18 protein-coding genes are annotated in these 21,936 nt (G+C 54.2%); 10 read left to right on the top strand and 8 right to left on the bottom strand.

From position 1 onward, the window contains the following. Positions 1–109: 109 nt before the first annotated feature. From NQF89_RS05015 to NQF89_RS05000, 4 genes are all read right to left on the bottom strand, one after another. Positions 110–682, bottom strand: a complete 573-nt coding sequence (locus NQF89_RS05015; RefSeq protein WP_266137669.1) for a Smr/MutS family protein — start codon at positions 680–682, stop codon at positions 110–112. A 21-nt stretch (positions 683–703) separates the two neighbouring features. Next, on the bottom strand, positions 704–1,528 hold the full coding sequence (locus tag NQF89_RS05010; protein WP_266137668.1) for a DNA-methyltransferase: 825 nt from the start codon (positions 1,526–1,528) through the stop codon (positions 704–706). Beyond that, on the bottom strand, positions 1,525–2,748 hold the full coding sequence (mltA, locus tag NQF89_RS05005) for a murein transglycosylase A (protein ID WP_266137667.1): 1,224 nt from the start codon (positions 2,746–2,748) through the stop codon (positions 1,525–1,527). The genes NQF89_RS05010 and mltA overlap by 4 nt, the downstream gene beginning before the upstream one ends. An 86-nt stretch (positions 2,749–2,834) precedes the next feature. Beyond that, on the bottom strand, positions 2,835–3,530 hold the full coding sequence (locus NQF89_RS05000; RefSeq protein ID WP_196424587.1) for a Tim44/TimA family putative adaptor protein: 696 nt from the start codon (positions 3,528–3,530) through the stop codon (positions 2,835–2,837). 330 nt (positions 3,531–3,860) lie between these two features. On the opposite strand from NQF89_RS05000, the gene secB reads away from it, so the two are divergent. Next, positions 3,861–4,379 (top strand): protein-export chaperone SecB, encoded by a 519-nt coding sequence (secB, locus tag NQF89_RS04995; RefSeq protein WP_155572989.1) that lies wholly within the window; start codon positions 3,861–3,863, stop codon positions 4,377–4,379. 48 nt (positions 4,380–4,427) lie between these two features. Here secB and NQF89_RS04990 read toward each other — a convergent pair whose 3' ends face one another. Both NQF89_RS04990 and hemC read right to left on the bottom strand, forming a co-directional pair. Next, a complete protein-coding gene (locus NQF89_RS04990) occupies positions 4,428–5,111 on the bottom strand; it encodes a uroporphyrinogen-III synthase (protein WP_266137666.1) in 684 nt (227 codons plus the stop codon). A gap of 2 nt (positions 5,112–5,113) precedes the next feature. Continuing rightward, entirely contained in the window at positions 5,114–6,163 is a 1,050-nt protein-coding gene (gene hemC, locus NQF89_RS04985) for a hydroxymethylbilane synthase (protein ID WP_099026060.1), read from the bottom strand. Positions 6,164–6,232: 69 nt separating this feature from the next. Between hemC and tsaD the strand changes: the two genes are divergently transcribed. From tsaD to murJ, 4 genes are read left to right on the top strand one after another with little or no spacing between them, the layout of a single operon-like run. Then, complete coding sequence (tsaD, locus tag NQF89_RS04980; RefSeq protein WP_266137665.1) at positions 6,233–7,348, top strand: tRNA (adenosine(37)-N6)-threonylcarbamoyltransferase complex transferase subunit TsaD; 1,116 nt, start codon at positions 6,233–6,235, stop codon at positions 7,346–7,348. Then, positions 7,345–8,316: an NAD(P)H-dependent glycerol-3-phosphate dehydrogenase gene (locus NQF89_RS04975; protein WP_155579193.1), complete on the top strand. Its 972-nt coding sequence runs from the start codon at positions 7,345–7,347 to the stop codon at positions 8,314–8,316. Before tsaD ends, NQF89_RS04975 begins: the two co-directional genes overlap by 4 nt. A 56-nt stretch (positions 8,317–8,372) precedes the next feature. Beyond that, positions 8,373–8,870 (top strand): glutathione peroxidase, encoded by a 498-nt coding sequence (locus NQF89_RS04970; protein ID WP_266137664.1) that lies wholly within the window; start codon positions 8,373–8,375, stop codon positions 8,868–8,870. Positions 8,871–8,873: 3 nt separating this feature from the next. Then, complete coding sequence (gene murJ / locus NQF89_RS04965; RefSeq protein ID WP_266137663.1) at positions 8,874–10,430, top strand: murein biosynthesis integral membrane protein MurJ; 1,557 nt, start codon at positions 8,874–8,876, stop codon at positions 10,428–10,430. Between the two features lie 4 nt (positions 10,431–10,434). Here the strand turns inward: murJ and NQF89_RS04960 are convergent, their stop codons facing one another. Next, complete coding sequence (locus NQF89_RS04960; protein WP_155579192.1) at positions 10,435–10,908, bottom strand: GAF domain-containing protein; 474 nt, start codon at positions 10,906–10,908, stop codon at positions 10,435–10,437. 179 nt (positions 10,909–11,087) lie between these two features. On the opposite strand from NQF89_RS04960, the gene mutS reads away from it, so the two are divergent. Next, positions 11,088–13,784, top strand: coding sequence for a DNA mismatch repair protein MutS (gene mutS, locus NQF89_RS04955; RefSeq protein ID WP_266137662.1), 2,697 nt, complete (start codon positions 11,088–11,090; stop codon positions 13,782–13,784). A gap of 40 nt (positions 13,785–13,824) precedes the next feature. After that, on the top strand, positions 13,825–16,617 hold the full coding sequence (locus NQF89_RS04950; RefSeq protein WP_266137661.1) for a [protein-PII] uridylyltransferase: 2,793 nt from the start codon (positions 13,825–13,827) through the stop codon (positions 16,615–16,617). 64 nt (positions 16,618–16,681) lie between these two features. Here the strand turns inward: NQF89_RS04950 and NQF89_RS04945 are convergent, their stop codons facing one another. After that, positions 16,682–18,919 (bottom strand): TonB-dependent receptor, encoded by a 2,238-nt coding sequence (locus tag NQF89_RS04945; protein ID WP_155579190.1) that lies wholly within the window; start codon positions 18,917–18,919, stop codon positions 16,682–16,684. Positions 18,920–19,122: 203 nt separating this feature from the next. On the opposite strand from NQF89_RS04945, the gene NQF89_RS04940 reads away from it, so the two are divergent. The 3 genes from NQF89_RS04940 to NQF89_RS04930 are packed head-to-tail and all read left to right on the top strand — an operon-like array spanning position 19,123 to position 21,935. Then, complete coding sequence (locus NQF89_RS04940) at positions 19,123–20,595, top strand: PepSY-associated TM helix domain-containing protein (protein ID WP_266137660.1); 1,473 nt, start codon at positions 19,123–19,125, stop codon at positions 20,593–20,595. Next, the gene (locus NQF89_RS04935; protein WP_155572980.1) at positions 20,592–20,870 is read left to right on the top strand and encodes a hypothetical protein; all 279 of its coding nucleotides are present in this window, start codon (positions 20,592–20,594) and stop codon (positions 20,868–20,870) included. The genes NQF89_RS04940 and NQF89_RS04935 overlap by 4 nt, the downstream gene beginning before the upstream one ends. Before the next feature lie 54 nt (positions 20,871–20,924). Further along, complete coding sequence (locus tag NQF89_RS04930) at positions 20,925–21,935, top strand: NHL repeat-containing protein (protein WP_155572979.1); 1,011 nt, start codon at positions 20,925–20,927, stop codon at positions 21,933–21,935. Position 21,936 lies beyond the last annotated feature (1 nt).

Below are 21,936 nucleotides of genomic sequence, written 5' to 3'. Positions count from 1 at the left end.
TCTGCTCGATGGTCTGGACTTTATGCCTCAATTAATAATCATTCGCGTTACGCTATCTATAAAAGAGCCTAAGCCCTTATCCAAGGGTAAATAACATCTTTCTCGTCAACTAACGCTTTTTCCGTAATAAAACCCTCAAAGCCCCCTGATTCCCACGATGACTATGAACAACCCCCAACACCATGGGCGCAATATCACCGCGCTGCAACCACAAGGGCAATTCCTGACGTATGGTTCCGCCGCGCGCCCCGCTGCCTAGCCCTGTAACAATTTCCACACATCGCCACCCCATCACGCGGCCGCGTTGCATAAACCGATGGAACGCCTCAAAAGCCTCTTGCACGATATAGCCATGTAAATCGAGCCGTGCATCAACGCGTAATTGCCCCCGTGAGAGACGCCGCCATTGTGTATCATCCAACCCAGCCGCCCTCACCCCCACATGCGGCACAGGCCGAGGTTTGATGAGCGGTTTAGCTGGCGATACGGCAAGCTGCATCATCACCATTGGGGCAGGCTGCGCCCGCGTTTCTACCCCCGCCTCTTGCTTTAACTCTGGCTTATGAGGGGACTTAGGCGGACGCACCGCCCTAACAGCCTGACGAGAGCGCAATGGCGTGACATCCTGCATCACGGCACGCCAAAGGGCGGCTTCATCCTCACCTAATGCTCGCTTTGCCACGCTCTTACCGCCCCACTTCCATCATACATCCGCCTCTTGGCCTTGCTCTATCATCGCACGCAGACGCTTACGCGCAAAGCGGACATATGTTGTATCGGCTTCAATCCCGATGGACCGCACCTTTAACGCCTCTGCGGCGATAAGGGTGGTGCCTGTGCCCATAAAGGGGTCTAATACCATCATATCAGGCCTCAAGCCATGCAGGCGAATACAACGCTCTGGCAAGGCAACGGGAAAGATACCGGGATGGCTATACCGCGCGTGACGACTCCGTACCGTCTCGTAAGGGATGAACCATGTATCCCCCCGACACCGCCTATCCTCTTGATGTTGGCGGCGATGAATATTGCTCTTATCCGTAAAGGGCACCCCCGCCCCTAGCCTATCAAGCTCTACTGCACCTTGTTTGGTGAGGTGAAAAATATGTTCATGATTACGATTAACATAGCGCAGGGAGTTTACAGGCTTAAAATGCCCATGCGTGACCTCACCAATGGCTATAGATTTGACCCATGAAATATGATTTTGCAGCACAAAGATACCACGCAGCCGGACCATAAGCTCAAAAGGTAACCAAGGCTGTGCGGAGGAGCCTGCAATATTAAGAAAGAACGAACCATCTTCTTTAAGAACACGGGCTATCTTTTGGCAGATAAGCTCCATCCAATCCAAATAGCTTTCTTCAGAGAGGCTATCTTTATAACTGCGATAGGCAAGACCAAGGTTATAAGGAGGCGATGTCACCACGACATCCACACTCCCTATAGGCATACGCCGCATCACGCTGAGGCAATCACCCCGAATTAGAGCATGTTCTCCTAGCGTCTCGCGACGCGCACGTATCATTTGGCCGTCTGTCCCCCGCTGGCAGAGGCTGTGCTAGCACCCACATTCGGTGCGTTAGGCAAAGAGAGGCGCGGGGCTAAGACAAACATCCGGCCATATACCTTCATATCCCCTGCAATCGTGGCAGCTTTCTCCCCTTCCCCAAGGAAGAGGTCCCCACGACCTGCCCCGCGTATATCGCTCCCCGAATCTTGAGCAAAGGTCATATGCGCCCATGAAACAGCCTGCCCATCACGGCCTTTATCATTTATCTCCACCCAAACGGGCATACCATAACTTACAAAATGCCTATCAATAGCCAAAGAGCGTTGTGCTTGCAGAGCAATACCAAATCCGCCTACAGGTCCTTCCCCCGCTTTACGCTCCACCGAACGGAAAAAGACGTAGCTTGGATTGGATTCTAAGACCGATTTTACTTGGTCTGGATGAGTCTCCAACCATGCCCGGATGGTTTTGACGCTAACATCTTCTGCACGCATCGCGCCACGGCGCACTAAAATACGACCGACTGGGACATAAGGCCGACCATTGCGCCCATCATATCCGACAAATAACTCCCCACCATCAGGTAGTCTCAAACGGCCAGAGCCTTGCGTTTGTAGAAAAAGAAGGTCCACAGGGCTTTTCAACCATGCAAGTTCCAATCCTTTTCCCTCTAACGAACCTGCATTAATCGTGGCGCGGTCATCATACGGGCGGAAAACAGCATCAACCCAGTGGCCGAACTCTAACTCACCTGCCGCATTACGACCATGAAGCAAATCCGCTGGACGGCGATAGAGCGGAACCTGATACTCTCCCCCTTTTGTAAGGGATGCGGGGACCTCTGGATCATAATACCCAGTATAGAAAGCCTGTTTTGTAATCAGGTAAGGCTGAAACCATGCCTCAAAGAACTGCCGTGCCTGCGCTGGCTGGTCGACTGCCCCCGTTTTTACAGCGGTACAAACACCCTTCCATTCCTCCACATTCTTACCAGACGGCAACGTACTCGCCCCACCAAGGAACGTCCCGGCAGGTAGGTGGTCTATACGCTGACATTCCTCCGCTAGCATCTTAAAAAGCTGGAGATGATCCTCCCGCTCCCAACCGGAGAGCTGGCTATAATCGGCGGGTTTTACATCCATCTGCGCAGAAGGCAAACCCGGCATACACCCCGCTAGTGCTATGCAAAGTGGGACCATTACCAAACATACTAACGGAGAATAATGCTTTGCCATACGAACACACCATAACCCAGTCTAATAGACGCTAGTTTCTTAGCATTACGCCCCGCAGGGAGGCCCTTTAGCGCAGAAGGAACCTCTTAGTCAGCTTGTGTAGCAACAATCATCCATTGCCCATTCACTTTAGGCTCAAACACCCAACGGTCACGGAACTCCGTGAGAGCTTCTGTTCCCTCTACGATAACATCCTTCTCATCGCGGCAATAACTCACCTGCCATGAGACAATTCTTACCCCTATCTGGCACGGGCCTTCCCCTACCTCCACACCAGTAATGGAGACATAATCCAGCCGCTCAATCTGCCTTAGCTCCAGATGCACACGCTCATGCCGCTCGGCACGCTCATCCAAAACCTTTGTAAAAGACTCTAAAACCGCAGGAGCAAGCACAGACTTCAACACAGCTTTATCAGCACAGGCAAAGGCTTTAACGGTGCGCGCAAACATATCTTCCGCATTTTTAAGAAAATAATCTGCTGAGAAGCCATTCACTACGCTACCGACTCGCGCCAGAGATTGTGCAAGAGCTGTTCCCTCCGCTGGGAGGCCGTACTCTGTTGCCTTTTGCTCTAGCCCTACGCTCTTTGGTAATGGTGGCGGCTTGAGGGCATCTGTCGCACCCGGTTGCTTAGGAAGCTGCGCCGGACGGGGCGAGGAGATGGTCTCCCGCCGGAAGGCCTGCGCCCCTATACGCCGCCCTAATACGAAAAACACGGCGCTGCCAATAATGACAGCCAACACGGCCCACATCACAATGTCCCAAGGGAAGTCCGCCATTTTATGTCCTAAATTATTCATCCTAATAAGGAAGGAGCCTCAACACCCCCACCCAACAATAGCTCAAAGGTAGGACGCCCCCGCCACAATCTCAAGTGCCTCTATTACATCCCCGTAAATGATGCATATATAAAGGAGATGCTTTTACCCCCGCTAAATAAACATATCGGAGCCCCGATAAAAGATGTTTCCCTCGCTTGGCCCTGTCTCCAAGACATGCTACCGGCAAAAGAAGATAGACGCCTCTGCCCATGGTGAAGGTCACTTCACTACAGTATGCTTACATCATTTTTACGAACCTACTCTCTACATCATGCAAGGATGACCCCCATGTCAGCTTCTAACGGCCCGACCGCTGCACAAGATAACACCCCGCCAGCCCTGCCTTTGGCCATTAATCTGCAATATACAAAGGACCTCTCTTTTGAAGTCCCCCGCGGGGCAGCGACCTTTGCTTCCCTCCAAGCACCACCGCAAGTAGGTGTGAATATTGATGTCCAAGCCAGCCGAATTGAGGAAGAGCAATCCATCTATGAGGTCACGCTCATCATCCGTGCAGAAGCCACCGAGGCCCCTGCTGAGGGTGAGCAAACGGCTGGTCCTGTCGTCTTTATTGCAGAGCTCTCCTATGCCGCCATCATCACGTTAGAGAACCCACCCCAAGAGCTGATTGAGCCGATTCTGTTGGTTGAAATCCCTCGTTTGCTCTTCCCCTTCGCCCGCGCCATCATCAGTGATGTAACCCGTGATGGGGGCTTCCCTCCAGTTGTTCTCCAGCCGATTGATTTCGCAGCCCTATGGCAAGCAAAGCAGGAACAAAACTTCCCCGAGCCAGAAGGCGAAGCATAATCACCGAAGGCCTATAGCCTCTTGGCCTCCTTTTACCCTCCATAGCCGCTATATGTGGCTCAAAAGGGTAAGAGGAGGCCCAAACTCCACCTCGCCCCATATATCATAGCTTCGGGCATGGGCTGCGATGGCCTCCGACAAGCAAAGCGCACGGCAATGGCGTAATACAGCGCGTAGCTCTGCGGGGCAGAGCTCCATAAAAAGCGTTACCGTCTCACGCGAATAAAAGAAGATGGCCGCTACTTCATCATGAGCAAGAGCCCTCAGGGCTGCATCACTTAAAGACGGAATCGGCCGCACATGATACGCCTCGAGCCGTTGCACCCCCAAGGACTGCACTAGCCCTGCCCCATAAAGCTGGCCATCACGCCCACGTCCACATGCCAAAACAAGGCTCGGCCCGCGCAAGCCTTTTTGTTGGCAAAGAGTCTCTAACGCTTCTTGGTCACCACTTGCGGCCTCGACATACTGAAAGCCCATCGCCCGCGCATGACGCGCTGTGGCGTCCCCCACAGTCAGGACCAAACGCTCTCGATTCTGATGCGCCAAAAAAGGGAGGGCCTGCCGACTCGTCACCAACATCGCCTGACAGGGATAATCAGCAATAGGCGGGGTGGGCTGTATGTGCATCACAGGGCTTGCCACACCGTGCCAACCTTGTGCCTGCACACGCGCAAGCGTCTCCCGCAAGCCCGGCTCTGGCCGGGTGATAAGAACAACCCGGCGCATCATCTTTATGATTGGACAATCTTTGCAAAAATCGCCGGTGGTGTATCGCGCCTTAACTCACAAGCAAGCTCATACCCCATCCGCGCGGCATCCTCTGGGAGGCCCTCATACTCACGCCGTAGCAAGAAGGTGCCATCCTCACTCGCCACAAGGCCAGAGAGATGCAACCGCCCTTCTTTCAACTGGGCATAACCCCCAATCGGGGTCCGGCACGAGCCATCAAGCTCTGCCAATAAAGCACGCTCAGCCGTTGCAACAGCGCGGGCCTCCGGGTCCTCAATAGCTGAGAGAAGCTCCCGTAATTCATGATCGCTCTCGCGCACGGTAACGCCGACAATCCCTTGGCCAGAGGCAGGCAACATCACCTCGGGGGAGAGAGGAACATCAATCCGGTCCTCCATGCCTAACCGTTTTAGCCCCGCATAAGCCAACAAGGTGGCATCACATTGCCCCGCACCCAGCTTATCCAAGCGAGTCTGCACATTTCCACGCAGAAGGGTGAAGCGGAGGTCTGGCCGTACATGGAGCATCTGCGCCTGCCGCCGTACAGACGCACAGCCCACTAAGGCCCCTTCTGGCAGGCAATCAAACGGCTTGGCCGGGTCCACCTTTACCCCACGCTTACGTAGCATGAGGACATCGCGCGCATCTTCACGCTTCATCGTACAAGCTAGCACAAGCCCCGGCGGGAGATGCGTCTCAAGGTCTTTGAGACTATGGACGGCAAAATCAATCCCACCGACAGCGAGAAGCTCATGAATTTCCTTAGAGAACAGCCCTTTTCCGCCAATCTCAGCGAGCCTGTCTTTTAGATTCAGGTCGCCAGAGGTTTGCATCTGCTCCTCTTTAAAAGCCCCCATATCCCGCAATACGGGGCAAAATCGCGTTAGCCGCGTTAAAAAATGCCGCGTTTGCACAAGGGCCAGTGGGGATGCCCGCGTCCCCACTCGTAAGGGGAGTTTACGGCGGTCCGGCGGGGTTTGCGCGTGCGAACGGCGCGCTGCCTCAGCAGCGACCTTTTGGAGCGAAGCGGAAGAAAAAGAAGAAGCATTCATGGTCTGCCCTCCATAACCGATTTTCTAAGGGGTGTCATGCTTCTGGAGAATCCGGCATAATAAGGCACTATGTCCGACCTATCCTCCCTCACCCCCCTCTTAGCTATTGAGACCTCCTGCGATGATACCGCCTGCGCGATTCTCGATAGTCATGGCACCTTGTTGGGGGAAAGCGTCCTCTCGCAAGAGGACCACGCAGCCTTAGGGGGGGTCGTGCCGGAAATTGCCGCCCGTGCCCATCTTAAAGCTTTGCCCAGCCTTGTGGACCTCACCTTAGAGCGTGCAGGGCTAGCCCTTAGCGATATTGCCCTTTTTGCCGCCACGACAGGCCCCGGTTTAATTGGCGGTTTGATTGTTGGTAGCTCTTACGCCAAGGGGCTAGCCATGGCGCGCGGGAAGCCCTTTATGGGCATTAATCATATTGAAGCGCACATCCTCACACCACGCCTACCGGCCTCTCTCCGCCCAGAAGAAACCGCACCAAACTTCCCTTACTTAGCCTTGTTAGTCTCTGGGGGGCATTGCCAATGCATCCTTGTGGAAGGCGTCGGCCAATATCGCCGTCTTGGCGGTACGATTGATGATTCTGCGGGGGAAGCCTTCGATAAAGTTGCAAAGATGCTTGGCCTTGGCTGGCCCGGCGGCCCCGCTTTGGAGGCACTGGCAAAAGAGGGTAACCCCCGCGCTTACACCCTGCCCCGCCCGCTCAAAGGTCGCCCCGGCTGTGACTTCTCCTTCTCCGGGCTTAAAACAGCCGTCTCCCGCCATCTTGAACCCTTTGGCCGAGAGGCTCTGCCTCGACACATCGCCGCAGACCTTGCCGCATCCTTTCAGCAAGCTGTCGCTGATGTAATGACAGACCGTGTAAAGCAAGCTCTCGCTATGGTCCCACCTGTCACGGCTTTGGTCGTAGCGGGTGGGGTGGCTGCGAATCAAACGCTGCGCCAACGCTTAGAGAACATTGCACAAGAGCATCATATCGCCTTCCTTGCCCCGCCTTTGCGCTTCTGCACCGATAATGCAGCCATGATTGGCTGGGCCGCTTTGGAACGCCTATATCAAGGTGAGCAACCCGGTGATATTGCCCTTGCCCCACGCCCTCGTTGGCCGTTAAGCGAACGCTGTGCGCCTTCTGCTCATCCTTCTGCTTCAACCTCCCCCTCGTTAATGGAGCCATCATCATGACTGCCCCGCCACGCATTGCCGTCATCGGGGCTGGAGCGTGGGGAATCGCCCTCGCCTGTAGCCTCGCCCCTATTGCTACGGTCAGCTTATGGACGCGCACCCCCGTCCCCGCAGGGACGCGTAACATGCCGCATCTCCCCCAAGTGACCGTCCCCGAGAGCGTTACAATTTCCAGCTCATTGCCTAGCGAGGCGGATATTGTGTTGCTGGTCGTCCCCACTCAGGGGCTGCGTGATACAAGCCTTGCACTACAAAAGCAGCTTGCTGCTCATGTCCCTGTCGTCACATGCTGCAAAGGGATGGAGCAAGGCACCTTCCTCCTCCCGCTGGAGGTCCTTGCCCAAACCATGCCCGGCCGCCCTGCTGCGGTTTTATCCGGTCCCAATTTTGCTATCGAAGTCGCCCAAGGTATGCCCAGCGCGGCCACGCTAGCTACAGAGGATGCCGCTTTAAGCGCACAACTTACGCAGGCCCTCACGACACCGAGCTTACGTCTTTATGCCAGTACGGACCCGCTTGGTGTGCAACTTGCTGGGGCTGCGAAAAATGTCATCGCCATTGGGGCGGGCATTAGTGTGGGGGCAGGCATGGGAGAAAATGCCCGTGCTGCCATCATTACCCGTGCTTTAGCCGAGACCGCCCGCCTTGTCGAAGCTATGGGCGGGCAAGGGCGCACTATGTACGGCCTCGCTGGGATGGGAGACCTCATCCTCACTGCCACGGGAGCGGGCTCACGCAATTATAGCCTTGGTGTGGCAATGGGTAAGGGCGAGAATATTGACGACATCCTCGCCCGCCGCAATACAGTGGCAGAAGGCGTTCTCACCGCCCCAACCCTACGCGAACTTGGCCGCCGTTTTGAAATTGATACGCCCATTATTAATGTCATCACCCGCTTACTCTCTGGGGAGCTGACCCCCCATCAAGCCCGTGATGAATTATTGGACCGTCCTCCTTGTTTTGAATAATATGCCGCCCCGAGTCCGGCTCTTATGGCCTTATGCTGCTTTCAGGATATACCCTCATGACCAGCCTGTATGATTTCAAACTACCCGCGCTTGAAGGGGGAGAGATTGACCTCTCACAATGGCGGGGGCGTCCGGTTTTAATCGTCAATACAGCATCAGAATGTGGTTTTACCAAGCAATATGAGGGCCTCCAACAACTCTGGCGGGAGATGGGTCATTCTACTCCGGATGGACTTATCATCTTAGGCGTTCCCAGTAATGATTTTGGCCAGCAAGAACCGGGGGATTCAGGGCAGATTAAGCAATTCTGCCAACGGCGTTATGGTGTGAGTTTCCCCCTTGCCGCGCGATCCATCGTCAAGGGACATGCGGCGATTCCGCTCTTTCAATGGTTAGCAAAGGAGGGCGGCTTCCTCTCCCGCCCGCGTTGGAACTTCTATAAATATCTTATCAATCGGGAGGGGCATTTACAACGCTGGTTCACCCCCCTCACACCCCCGCATGCCCCCCGTCTGTTGGAGGAAATCCAACGGGTAAGCGCACAACGCCGCTAATTTATGCTGCGGAACCTCCTCACTGTTGGCGGGTGGACCATGCTCTCCCGCCTGCTCGGCCTTGTGCGAGACCAGCTCCTTGCTATGTTCCTCGGTGCGGGAGCGGTGCAAGATGCGTATCAAATCGCCTTCCGCCTGCCCAATATGTTCCGCCGCTTATTTGGCGAGGGCGCGCTTAACGCAGCCTTTGTGCCGCTCTTTACCGCACGTTATGAGGAGCAGGGCCGCAAGCAAGCTCTCTTACTCGCAGGGCAAGCCTTCTCTTTATTGCTGCTATGGCTCACCTTCCTCACCCTCCTTGCTGAAATCTTCATGCCATGGGTGATTGACCTCATCGCCCCCGGCTTCCGCCATTCTGGGGCAGAGCGTTTCACCCTCGCAGTCCAGCTCACGCGCATTACAATGCCCTATACGGTGCTGATTTGCGGCGCGGCCCTTGTGGCGGGCATCCTCAATGCACGCAGCCATTTTGCGGCGGCCTCTGCTGCTTATATCAGCTTCAATATTGTTGGGATTGCGGCCATCTTAGTCGGGGCTTATTGCGGGCAACATAGCGTCGCCCCAGCCAGTGCTTGGGGCATTACCCTCTCTGGTATTGTCCAACTCGCTGGCCTTTTATGGGCCGCTAAACGCGCCGGGGTCATGCCCCCTTTGGTCCGCCCCACTCTTTCAGCCGACATAAAACGCTTACTCCGCCGTATGATGCCGGGGCTTATTGGCTCTGGCGTAACGCAAATCAACCTCACGATTGATACCATCATCGCCACCTTATTACCCACAGGCTCTATCTCGTGGCTCTATTTTGCTGACCGCGTTAATCAGCTGCCTTTAGGCGTCTTAGGGGCGGCGTTAGGCACAACGCTTCTCCCCCTCTTTACACGCCATATCACCGCCAATGACCGCCCCGCCCTCCAAGCAAGCCTTAACCGCGCTCTGGATTACGCGCTGCTCCTTAGCCTACCGGCAATGATTGGCCTATTCAGCCTCGCCCCAGAAATTATGGCAACCCTATTTGGCTATGGGCACTTCACCCCCCGTGATGTTCACAACTCCGCAGCGGCTTTGCGTATGTATGCGCTTGGCCTGCCCGCTTTTATCATCGTGAAATTATTAGCCCCGGCCTTTTTTGCTGAGGGCGATACCACAACGCCTGTGCGTATCGGTTTCGTCACGCTAGGGCTCAATCTCGCCCTCAATCTCCTCCTTTACCGCACATTAGCTCATCTTGCCCCGCCCCTTGCCAGCACCTTAGCCGCACTCGTGAATATGCTCGCCCTCGGCTGGATGTTATGGCGGCGAGACTCCTTCCGCCCCACCATGACAAGCCTGACGCGCGCGGGGCGTATCCTAGGGGCAGGCGTGCTGATGGGGCTGTGGGCATGGGGTGGAGCCGCCCTCTTTACCCCTAACCTCCCCAACTGGCATGCCCTACCCAAATTAGGGATGTTGATGCTGCTCATCAGCAGCAGTGCGGCCCTTTATGGGGGGTTGCTCCTTCTCCTCGGTGTTTTAAACCTCACCGAGCTACGCGCACGTCTCCTCCAACGCTTAAAACGCTAAGCCTTCAGCCAGCGAAATGCGCTTCTATCAAACGGACTAATGATTCAAGCTGCTCTTGGTCATCTGCTGAAAAACGATTCGTCACGGGGCTATCAATATCCAACACGCCATAGACCTGCCCGTCGCGCATAATCGGGATAACAATCTCCGAGGCTGAGGCCCCATCGCAGGCAATATGACCGGGAAAGGTATGCACATCCGCCACGCGCTGGGTCGCACGCTCTGCTACGGCTGTGCCGCACACGCCTTTACCAACAGCAATCCGCGTACAAGCAACCCGCCCTTGGAAAGGCCCAAGCACAAGATCGCCGGCTTTCATCATGTAAAACCCAACCCAATTTACTTGAGCCATTGCCTCAAACAACAAAGCAGCGATATTGGCGAGGTTAGCAATCTCATCACATTCGGCCTCTAGCAATCCTTGGGCCATCGGCAGAACATCATCAAATAAAATTGGATTTTGCGGTGCAGTACTCATGAACACACCATGCCGTTCTCAATACTGTGATGACAAGAGGGAATATATCATATCTCCCCCTATACCCAGCCTTTTCCCCATTTTAGGGCAAGAAAATAGTCGCTTTAGCGGTTGAATCCTTGTTAATCTTAGCTAACCTAGTCAAATTATTACATATTCGTTAGGGCTCCCTTCTCTGCATGGTCGACCAGAAACCACATATCCCCCCAATCCCCGCTCAAAAAACGGGCAAGGTCACACCGACCATGGAGCAGTGGTTTAGCCTAAAACACCAAGAACCTGACGCGTTACTTTTCTTCCGCATGGGGGATTTTTACGAATTATTCTTCGGGGATGCGGAAGCCGCCTCTCTGGCTTTGGACATCACCCTCACCCAGCGCGGTATGCATGATGATGCCCCTATCCCTATGTGCGGCGTCCCTGTTGGCACGGCGCAGATTTACCTCTCCCGCCTCATCCGCCGTGGCTTTCGCGTTGCTGTTGCCGAGCAGACAGAAACCCCAAGTAAAGGCCAAAAAGGCCCGCTCCGGCGCGAGATTATCCGTGTTATAACTCCCGGCACCCTCACAGAGGATGAACTCCTAGAAGCTGGGCGGGCTAACACCCTCCTTGCCGTTATTGCCCCTGATAAACGCCGTAAAGAGCAGCTTGGCGCAGCGTGGATTGATATTTCCACCGGCACGTTGGAAATGCTTAGCCTCAAACGCGATACGCTAGCGGAACTTCTTGCCCGCCTCGCCCCCTCCGAGATTGTAGCTGAGCCATCCCTCATCCCTGCTGATTATGCTGGCCTTCTCACCCCCTCCACGGCCTGCCCAGACCAAGCCGCAGCAGAGCGCACGATAAAAGAGGCTTATCACGTTGCTCAAATAGATTCGTTAGGGGATTTCAGTACAGAGCAAAGCATAGCTTGTGCGGTATTGCTAAATTATGTCCGCCGTAGTCAGGCTGGCGGCCTCCCCCGCTTAGCCCCACCCATCGACCATGGTTTAGACACCATCATGGGGCTAGACCCTGCTACACGCAGCAGCCTTGATATTCTCCAATCCCGCGATGGCGGGACAAAACACACTCTTTTTAGCAGTGTTAACCATACCACAATGGCAGCGGGGACGCGTCTGCTCGCCTCATGGCTTAGCAGCCCTAGCACAGACCTCACCCTCATCACGCAACGACAAGAGGGGTGGGATTGGCTGCATCAACACCTTCAGCTTGCCACTACGTTACGCGACATCCTCAAACAGGCACCTGATTCAGCGCGTGCTTTAGGGCGTATCTCTAGCGGACGCCCCCTCCCACGGGACCTTGCAGCACTCCGCGATACGCTCAGGGCGGCTAACCTGATTACAGAGGCCCTTAAAGCTTTCGCAACAGACGCAATGCCCGCCCGCATCCGCCAAATTGGGGCAAGTCTTTATGGCCGTGCTGATACCTTACTTGAACGCTTAGACGCTGCGCTAAACCCGGACCTCCCCGCCAAGATTGAGGATGGCGGGGTCATCGCCCCCGGCTTTGATGCGGAATTAGACCATCAACGGGACCTCCGCGATAATAGTCGCCGTTTGGTGGCTCAGCTTCAAGTACGTTTGGCAGAGCATTACAACATAACGAGCTTGCGTATCCGCCATCACAATCAACTTGGTTATGTTATTGAGGTCCCCACGGCGGCCGGTCGTACCTTACGCCAGCATGAGGAGTTAAGCTTCCGCCAAGGGACGGCAAGCCTCGCGCGTTTCTCCAACGAAGAACTCACATCCCTTAATCAAGCTATTTTAGAAGCATCTGAAAAAGCAGACCAATTAGAACGCCACCTCTTTACCGACCTCGCCCAGCAATGCCTAAACACCCCTGCCCTTGATGAAATCGGCCTTGCTTTGGCCGAGCTGGATGTTCTGCTCTCATGCGCTACTCTCATGGCACGCGGCTCATGGTGCCGCCCGGTCATGACCGAGGGGCAGGATTTCAGCCTCCATGCCTGCCGTCACCCTGTGGTGGAAGCGGCTTTGCAGGATAACCCCGCCCATAATAGCCCCTTCATCGCGAATGATTGCGCCCTACCGCCAGAGAAGCACGCTATCTTACTCACCGGGCCTAACATGGCGGGGAAATCGACCTTCCTCCGCCAAAATGCTCTAGCGGTCATTCTTGCCCAAGCCGGCCTCCCCCTCCCTGCTCAAGAGGCCAAAATTGGGATTGTGGACCGTCTCTTCTCCCGCGTTGGAGCCGCTGATGACCTCGCGCGTGGCCGCTCCACCTTTATGGTGGAAATGACTGAGACTGCCGCTATCCTCAACCAAGCGGGGCCGCGCTCCCTGGTCGTGGTGGATGAAATTGGTCGTGGCACCTCAACGCTGGATGGGCTTTCCATCGCATGGGCAACGTTAGAGGCTCTCCATTCCCAATTACGCTGCCGCACCATCTTTGCCACGCATTATCATGAGCTTGGCGCATTACTGGACACACTCCCCCGCCTTGGGGCCTATACAATGGCCGTGCGGGAATGGAAGGGAGAGGTCATCTTCCAACATGAAGTCCATCCCGGACTCGCACAAAAAAGCTGGGGACTGCATGTTGCAAAATTAGCGGGAATACCGACTACTATTATCCAACGCGCCCGTACGCTTCTAACCCGTTTAGAAGAAGACCACAGAAGCAACCACCATGCCGCCTCCCTTCCCCTTTTTGAGCAACAAGACCCCTCTCCCCAACCAGCGTTACCACCCACCGCGCTAGACACCATAGAGCATACGCTAAAAGAACTAGACCCAGACTCCCTCTCCCCACGAGAGGCCCATAACGTCCTTTATCAGTTAAAAACCTTGCTTGAAGGGCACCCCACCGCCAACACGCCGCATGATGAGAGTGCAGCCTCATGACCACCCCCCGGCCCACCGCCCCGATAGATGGGAATGCCCTATGACCAACACGCCTTACACCTCCGCCCCCCCATCGTCCTATCAGCCCCTCATCCCAAGGGAGGAAGCCCTCACACGTTTGCGGACAGAGCTTGGGACACGGCGTGAGCATATCCGCCAAGCCTTTGAGCAACGCGAGAAAAACGGGGTCGAAACAGCCCGTAACCTCGCTCTTTTGATGGACCATATTATCGAGACACTCGCCCGTTATGCAGGCCTCCCCGGCTCTGAAACGGAACAGCCTGCACATAGTGAAGCCTTCTGCCTTTGTGCGACAGGGGGATATGGGGCGGCCCTTATGGCACCTTTTAGCGATGTGGACCTCCTCTTTCTCACCCAGACGCCCCCTTCAGCCGATCTCATCAAATCTATTGAATATGTCCTCTATACGCTTTGGGACCTTGGCTTGCGCGTTGGCCATGCGACCCGCACCATAGAGAGCGCAATGGAGATGGCTAAAACCGACCAAACAGCCTGCACCACCCTCTTAGATATTCGTCCTCTTTATGGCCAAACCGCTTTGGCCCATACATTACGCAAACAGCATGATATTTACCTTAAAGGCCCCTCGCTTAAAAAATTCATCCGCGGGGCTATCGCTCAGCGAGAGGAGCGTCACCTCGCTTTTGGTGATACCCCATACCTTGTCGAACCCCATATTAAAGAAGGCAAAGGGGGATTGCGGGACCTACAAGTCCTAAACTGGATAGGCCATGCAGCTCTTGGCTATGATATACCAGAGCAATCCACCCGCCAACATGCACGCGGTCTTGCGCCTATCAGCACCTTATTAGGCTTACTCACAAAGCGTGAGGTCGCCCGTACCCGCATTTTATGGAACTTCTTTTGGACAGTCCGCCTTCACCTCCATTACATCACCGGCCGTAATGAAGAACGGCTAACGTTTGACGTCCAGCCCATTATTGGCGCGCGGATGCGTTATGGTAATCATGGCCATCAGCGTGGGGTGGATCGCTTTATGCGGCATCATTTCCTTATGGCACGCGCGGTGATGCGGCTATCGCATGTTTTCCAGCCGGCTCTTATTCTCTATCTGCGCCATCAAATCCAGCAAAGCCCCCCGCATATTGAGGCCGGGCCTGAGGCTTTTAAACGTATTGATGGCTATCTTAGCCTGCCGAACCCTCTCGCTTTGGTTAAAGAGCCGGTGACGGTTTTCCGTTTTCTTGATTGTGCCCGCCGCCATCAGCTCACCCTTCATCCAACAGCCCTACAGCAACTCATCCGCTTTGAACGCCATAGCGCGGCCCTACGCGAAAACGCAGAGGCTGCCTCCCTCTTTTTAAAGCTCCTGTGCGACCCATTAAAAGAGGCCCATGCCCCAGCAGACGCCCCTACTCATGAGGCAATAAAAGAGCGCACCTTCTGGCTGCCTTTGCTTAATGAGACGGGGATACTCTCACACTTCCTCCCCGGCTGGTCTCGCATTTTAGGGCGGACACAATTTGACGGCTATCACCTTTATAGTGTTGATGCCCACATCATTGAATCTATCCGTATTTTACGGCTAATTGAGCAAGGGCAAATGGCTGATGAGCTTCCTCTTGCTTATAAAATTGCCCGCACCATTACCCAAAGGACAATCCTTTATCTCGCAGCCTTATTGCACGATATTGGCAAAGGACGTGGGGGCGGACATTCCGAAATTGGCGCACAAATTGCTACACGCATTTGCCAACAACTTGGTCTCTCTGCTAGCGATAGCGATACAGTCTCATGGCTTGTGCTGCATCATTTACTCCTCTCCCGCACCGCCTTTAGCCGGGATATTGATGACCCACAAACCATCTTAGACCTAGCCGATATTATCCAGTCCCCCAAGCGGCTCCGGCTTTTATTGCTCCTCAGCATTATTGATATTCGCGCCGTTGGCCCACACGCATGGAATGCGTGGAAGGCGACTCTCCTTGGCCGCCTCTATAGCCGTATAGCTGATGTCTTAGAGGGTGGATTACAAGCCCAAGAAGATGATGAACGCGTAGAGCAAAATAAAATCTTTGTCCAAGAGGCATTGCAGGCAGAAGGCATGACCCCTGCTGATATTGCTCATTTCATCAAGTTAGGCCGCCCGGGCTATTGGCTCGGCTTTGATGGAGATAGCCAGCTCCGCCATGCACGGCTTGTTAGCCGCTATCGTGCCGAAGGGCGGGATGATGCCATCCTCTTAGATATCGCCCCCCTACCAGAGCGCGGCATTACAGAGCTAACTGTTTTTTGTAAGGATCAACCGGGGCTATTCTCCCGCATTACAGGGGCGTTAGCGTTATGTGGGGCTTCCATTGCCGATGCGCGCATCCATACGCTTAACGGCAATATGGTGCTCGATACATTCTGGTTCCAAGACCCCTATGGGGAAGCCTTTATAGAGGAAGAGCATCTGGACCGCTTGCGTGAGACGGTCATCCAAGCCATTCATGGTGAGATTGACCTCAGCGAGACGCTCAAGGCAGCGCAATTCCCGCTTACACGGCGGCTAGAGGCCCTGCATATCCCCTCGCAAGTACTTATTGATAATGAAGCCTCAGAAAGCTGTAGTATTGTGGAGGTCAATGGGCGGGACCGGCCTGCTCTTCTGCACAACATCACAGCCACGCTCAGCCGGATGAAGCTGCATATCTCCTCCGCCCATATTATGACCTATGGGCTACGCGCGGTGGATGTCTTTTACATCACTGATGCAACGGGCCATAAACTCACCTCCCCAGCGCAGGAAGAAGCCTTGGCGGCTGCGTTAATCAACACCCTCCATCAAACAGCAGAGCCACCAACCTAGCTTTACCCGCCCCTTAAAAAGGACCATGCCATTTTACTGCATGGTCCTTTTCCATAAGCTGGTCTTATAAATCCATCGTCAACGAGGCTTTAAAGGTCCGCGGTAGCCCCTCTGTCAGATAGCCACCATAAGAGGATGCCCAATAATGGCTATTGGTCAGGTTCTCTACACCAAAGCGTAATGTCATAGGCTGTTTACGCGTCATCAAGAACGTATATCGCCCGCCGAGGTCGTAAGTCGTCCAGTTGGCAATACGCTGTGTGTTCTGTGCATTCGCCCATTGATGGCCAGTATGAATCACGCGCCCCGTTAAGGTCAGCCCTTTAGCAAAAGGGATGTCATATTCTATATTCCCATTGATCGTATAACCGGGCACCCCGATGGCCCGTTGCCCTTCATAGGTTCCTTTCATCTGTTTGGCATCAATGAGGGCCGTTCCCCCATTAAAGCGCAGGCCCTTGATAATTTCCCCATTGATATTGAACTCAATCCCTTGGTTACGCTGCTCTCCATCCACGGTGAAAATACCTTGCCCTGTATTGCCATAAGGGCGGACATAGCTATTAGGCTGCGTTAAGCGGTAAAAAGCTAAAGACGCGCTAAACCGCCCAATATCGTACTTCCCGCCGAACTCATATTGCACTGTCCGCACTGGGGCAAAGAGCTGGCCCATATTAACAATATTCGCCCCTGTTGCCTGTGGGCCCGGCGCCAACCCTTCAACACGGTTAAAATAAAAGGAGGAATGTTTTGTCATATGGATGACAAGCCCTACCACAGGGGTGATGGCATCACGGTCATAATGGTCCGTCAAAACCTGCTTATAGCCGTAGGATTTTGTCATAATGTTCTGATAACGGAAGCCCCCTGTCAGCGCGATGCGGTCATGCCAGAAGGACACAGTATCGGAGAAGAACACGCTATAAAGCCGTGTCATCATATCTCTTTTAGGATGATGAACATTCCCCCCTGTTAAGGTCGTCGCTGGCAAAGGCGAATAAATCGGCGCATAGAGGTTGCTCGCACTCGACTTCCCAAAACCCCATGCGCGTGCAACCTCATTCCACAAGCTGGATGCCCCAAGATTAATCTCATGCTTTAATGGCCCGGTATTAACATGCACACGCGCCCCGCCACGCGTACTCTCATTCGTCTCCTGATACGGCACATAAAGGAAGCCATCTGTCCCCGCCCCTGTTTGGGCGTTCGTCACGGTGAGAGAGCTATAATTCCCTTCCTCTTTCCCTGTTAACCCGCCAAACGCTCCGTAAAGCGTGATGTGCTTGTTAAGGTCATGCTCTACATTCACCATCCCAAAGACATAATGCATGTCTTCATAACTCCAACGCTGGCCCCAATTATGAGACGGTGCCGTTGGTTTGGGGACAGAGGTTAAGGCAGATGATAACAAAACCCCACCGCGCCCCTGCTGGACGTTCTGATTCTGGTAGTTAATATCCATCGTAATGCGGGTTGTCTCTGCCTCATTATGCCAATCCGTATCCAACCCTAATGCCACGGAATGTCGCCGCTCCCCGTGGATGGAGGTCTGCCCGTCCATTCCAGCAGCATTAAAGCGAACACCAAATTGCTGACTTTCCCCAAACCGCCGGCTCATATCCACATTACCGCCGCCTTGGCCTGTCCCGGTATAATCGCCTGTCACGCGTAATAGCGGGTCTTTCCCGGCATGTTTGAATTGAAGATTGATATTCCCACCAATAGAGGTCCCACCGGGAGCCGCCCCATTGAGGAAGGCATTCGCCCCATTCATCACCTGCACAGAATCATAAAGCTGCGGTGAGACAAGCTGGCGCGGGGTAATGCCATAAAGCCCATTAATGGCAACATCATCCCCATAAATAGGCAGACCACGAATGATGAATACTTCCGAGAAATTGCCGTAGCCATAGGTTGTCCGTACGGAGGGGTCATTCTCCAAAACCTGACCTAATGTCTGTGATTGCTGATTCAAAATCATGCTGGAGGTATAGCTGCGGAGGTTAAAGGGGAGGTCTAACCCCTTTTTAGTCCCCAACACACCAGCTTGCCCCCCAAGCTGAACCTCCATCCGCTCACGCCGCCGCGCTTTAACGATGATCGTCTCTTGTGGAGGGTGTTGCTGTTTTAGGTTCGCTTTCGCCACTTTGGAAGAAGGGTGTTGTGCGTCACTCTTTCCTTTACCAACAGGAGCATAGTGAGATGATTCCGCAGCCCATAAAGGTGTGCTTGCCACGCTACTCCCAACCACCAATCCCCATAAACCAACAGTTTTATAAGACATACGAAATAGAGACACCATCTCTTCAATCATCCTAAATAAGGGAGCCAGGGAGTGCTGTTTATATGTAAATGAAAATTATTCGCAATGATTCTTTATCAGCACTCTCACCTTCCCCCTCCCTCTGTTGCCGACATTTAACAATCTTTCTCACCGCCATTTACAGCGTTTAGAAAGCCCATTAAAGATGCGAACAATTCTCATTCATATGTTGTCGCACCCCTATGTCCCCTAGGCTCCGCACCATTTTGCGCGTTATCCACCGTTGGGTTGGCTTTCCCTTTGGGGTCTTTTTATTCATCCTCTGTTTTACAGGGAGCCTTGCTTGCTTTGGGCCAGAAGTCCAAAACTGGATGCAGCCAGAGGCAGCCTTGCGCCCCTCTTCCCCTCCCATGAGCCAAACCGGCCTTATAGAGGCAAGCCATCAGCTTAAAGCCCAGCTTGATAAAGGCCAGTTCGCCTTTTTAAAACTGCCCTCACAACGAGACCCTGTTTTCCGCCTATGGCATTATGATGGCCATATTTTCCGCGGCCCTACGCTTGCTGCCGATACCGGCTTGCCTCTCCTCACATCGGATGTTGTCGGGGGCTCCTTTTTCACCACCCTCCATAGCAGCCTGTATCTTCCTACGCCGTGGGGACAATGTCTCACTGCCTTAGCTGGCTTGACCTTGATGATAGCCCTCATCAGCGGTTTATGGCTTCAACTCCGCCGCTTTCTCCCTGACTTGCTCCTTTTCCGCCCTCATGCGGCACGCCATCGCCAATGGTTGGACCTCCACCTCCTTGGGGGAACGCTCAGCATACCAATTCTTTTCATCGTGGGGGGCTCTGGCCTTGTGCTGCAATCCCAAAAACTCCTTCATTTTATCAATCCGCCCTCCCACGCAGCACGACCTGCAAACCGCCATCAGGCCCATAGTCAGACATCACCCCCTATCTCTGATGCACTCATCACCAAATTAGCCCAAAACGCACAACAGCAATGGGGTGATGAGGGCGATGGCTTCTTCATGCTTGCGGGCAAAGAGCTCGCCTTATATGCCCCTGATACACTACATTTCTGCCTTTACCGCCAAACCATAACAGCTTCACGCCCGCGCCTTCCCCCTCACAATTTATGCCCTACTCTACATAGCGTTTTCCTCGGGGTGCATAACCTGCGCTGGGCGGGGTTCGTCACACGTTGTCTTTATGGGCTCACTGGCCTTTTAGGGTGCTTAATTATCGGCTCCGGCATGAGGCTGTTCTTACAATCGGAGCAAAATCACCTCTGCCATCATCACGCCATCACTTACAGTCAGCATATTCAGCAACGGCTCTATCGCGCGGTGAGCATGGCGACAATATTCGGCTTACCCCTCGCCACCCTTGCTCTTTTCTGGAGTACACGGCTCCCTGCCCCCCTCCCCCCCATCTTATGGGAGGAAGGGCTTTTCTTCACCTTATGGGGCGTATCACTTCTTTACGCCTTGATAAGCCGCCATGCTGCCCGCCATTTATTGATGATGTTGATGCTCTTAGGCCTTGGCACAAGCGGGCTAGACCTTGCCACTCGTCCCTTCCATACAGGCCGCCCAGCCCTTTTTCTTAGCATTGATGCTCTTGCTGCCTGTCTGGGAGGGGCGTGCCTATTGGCCCTTCTTTACCATCCTCATTATGCCAAAAAACGCGCTATTTTGGGGTCAAAACGATGATAACCCTTCTGATACTCCTCCCCCTATGGGGATTCATTGGGCTCTGTTATCTCAACAGCCTGCCTCCCCATAGGCGGCAGAACCCATGCCATCTTCCACGCTCTACCCCATGGCAACGCTCCTGCTATATCGCAGGCCCTTTCATCGCCTTAGCCCTAAGCTATCGCCTTGCAGGGCTAGATGGCCTTTTTCTCTGGGGCTTTAGCGCGCCACTTATGGGTGTTTTCCTCGGCATTGCCTTGCCTTACCTTCCCCAAAAGCTCATGCGAAAATGAAACCTTAGCGGAACACTACTTGCAAAAATGACAGGAAGCCTCAAAATACCCGTTATGAAAGTCTGTTTCTCTCGCCTTCTGGCCTCAGCCTTAATCCTCCCTGCCACCCTCTTGGGCGTGAGTACTGCCGCACATGCGGACCGCCCTTGGCGGGATGTTCCCACGCCTGCGCAGGTGGTAAAGGAGTTCCCCCTCAGCCAACCGCTCGCCCCTGTGCTCACAGCCCTCCCCGCTGGGGCTCCCTTTACGTTAGACAAAACAGGCAAGCTCTACCGCTTAGACCCCGTTGATGGCCGCCTCACCACCCTCATGGATGAGCTTCCCCCCCTCAGTGCCGTCACCGCTACAGCACAAGGCTTATGGGCTGTAGCCCCAGCCCCTAAGCCAGAGCTCCTCAATCTCGCGCCTGATACTGGTGTTATTCTTAATCATATTAGCATTACAAAAGTTCTCACAACGGGTAGCCATATCGCAGCGATGCGTATTGCGCATGATACCGCCATTCTTGCTGATGATGGCGTCCCGGCCTTTATCATCATCGACCTAAAAACAGGCAAAATGCAACGGCTGTTAGAAGGCTCCCCTACCTTGAGCGGGCACGGCCCTCTTATGCGCCGGGGGCAGCCTGTTACCACCGCTAGCGGCCAAGCAGAGACAGGCGGGAATATCCGCTTCCTCGCTTTAGATCACAACCGCCAATGGCTTTTTTATCAGGCTCCAACAGGGCCGCTTTATCGCATTGGTACAAACCTACTCACCGACCCGAGCCTCGGCCCAGCTGAACGCATTGAGGGCATGGCGAATTGGCGGCGCACCCCTAGCCTTGGTGGCCTAACGATAGATAGCCACGATGTGCTTTATATGGCTGATATTGAGCATGGCGACCTCCTCGCCTTTGGGCCAGACCGAATCCCGCTGCGTCTCCTCCATGATGACCGGCTTTATGATGCCCAAGCCCTCACTGTTTTAAAGGATAAAACCAGCCCACAACGCCATTTGGCGGTCCTGCTTGGCCCAACAGCAGCAGATAGCCATTATCATCTTCTGGAAATTGCTCTGCCCTAAT

This window comes from Bombella pollinis, assembly GCF_026385485.1.
In the GTDB taxonomy this organism is placed as follows: Bacteria; Pseudomonadota; Alphaproteobacteria; order Acetobacterales; family Acetobacteraceae; genus Bombella; species Bombella pollinis.
The sequence above is the reverse complement of the archived record's forward strand: the minus strand, read 5'-3'. Positions and strand labels throughout refer to the sequence as shown.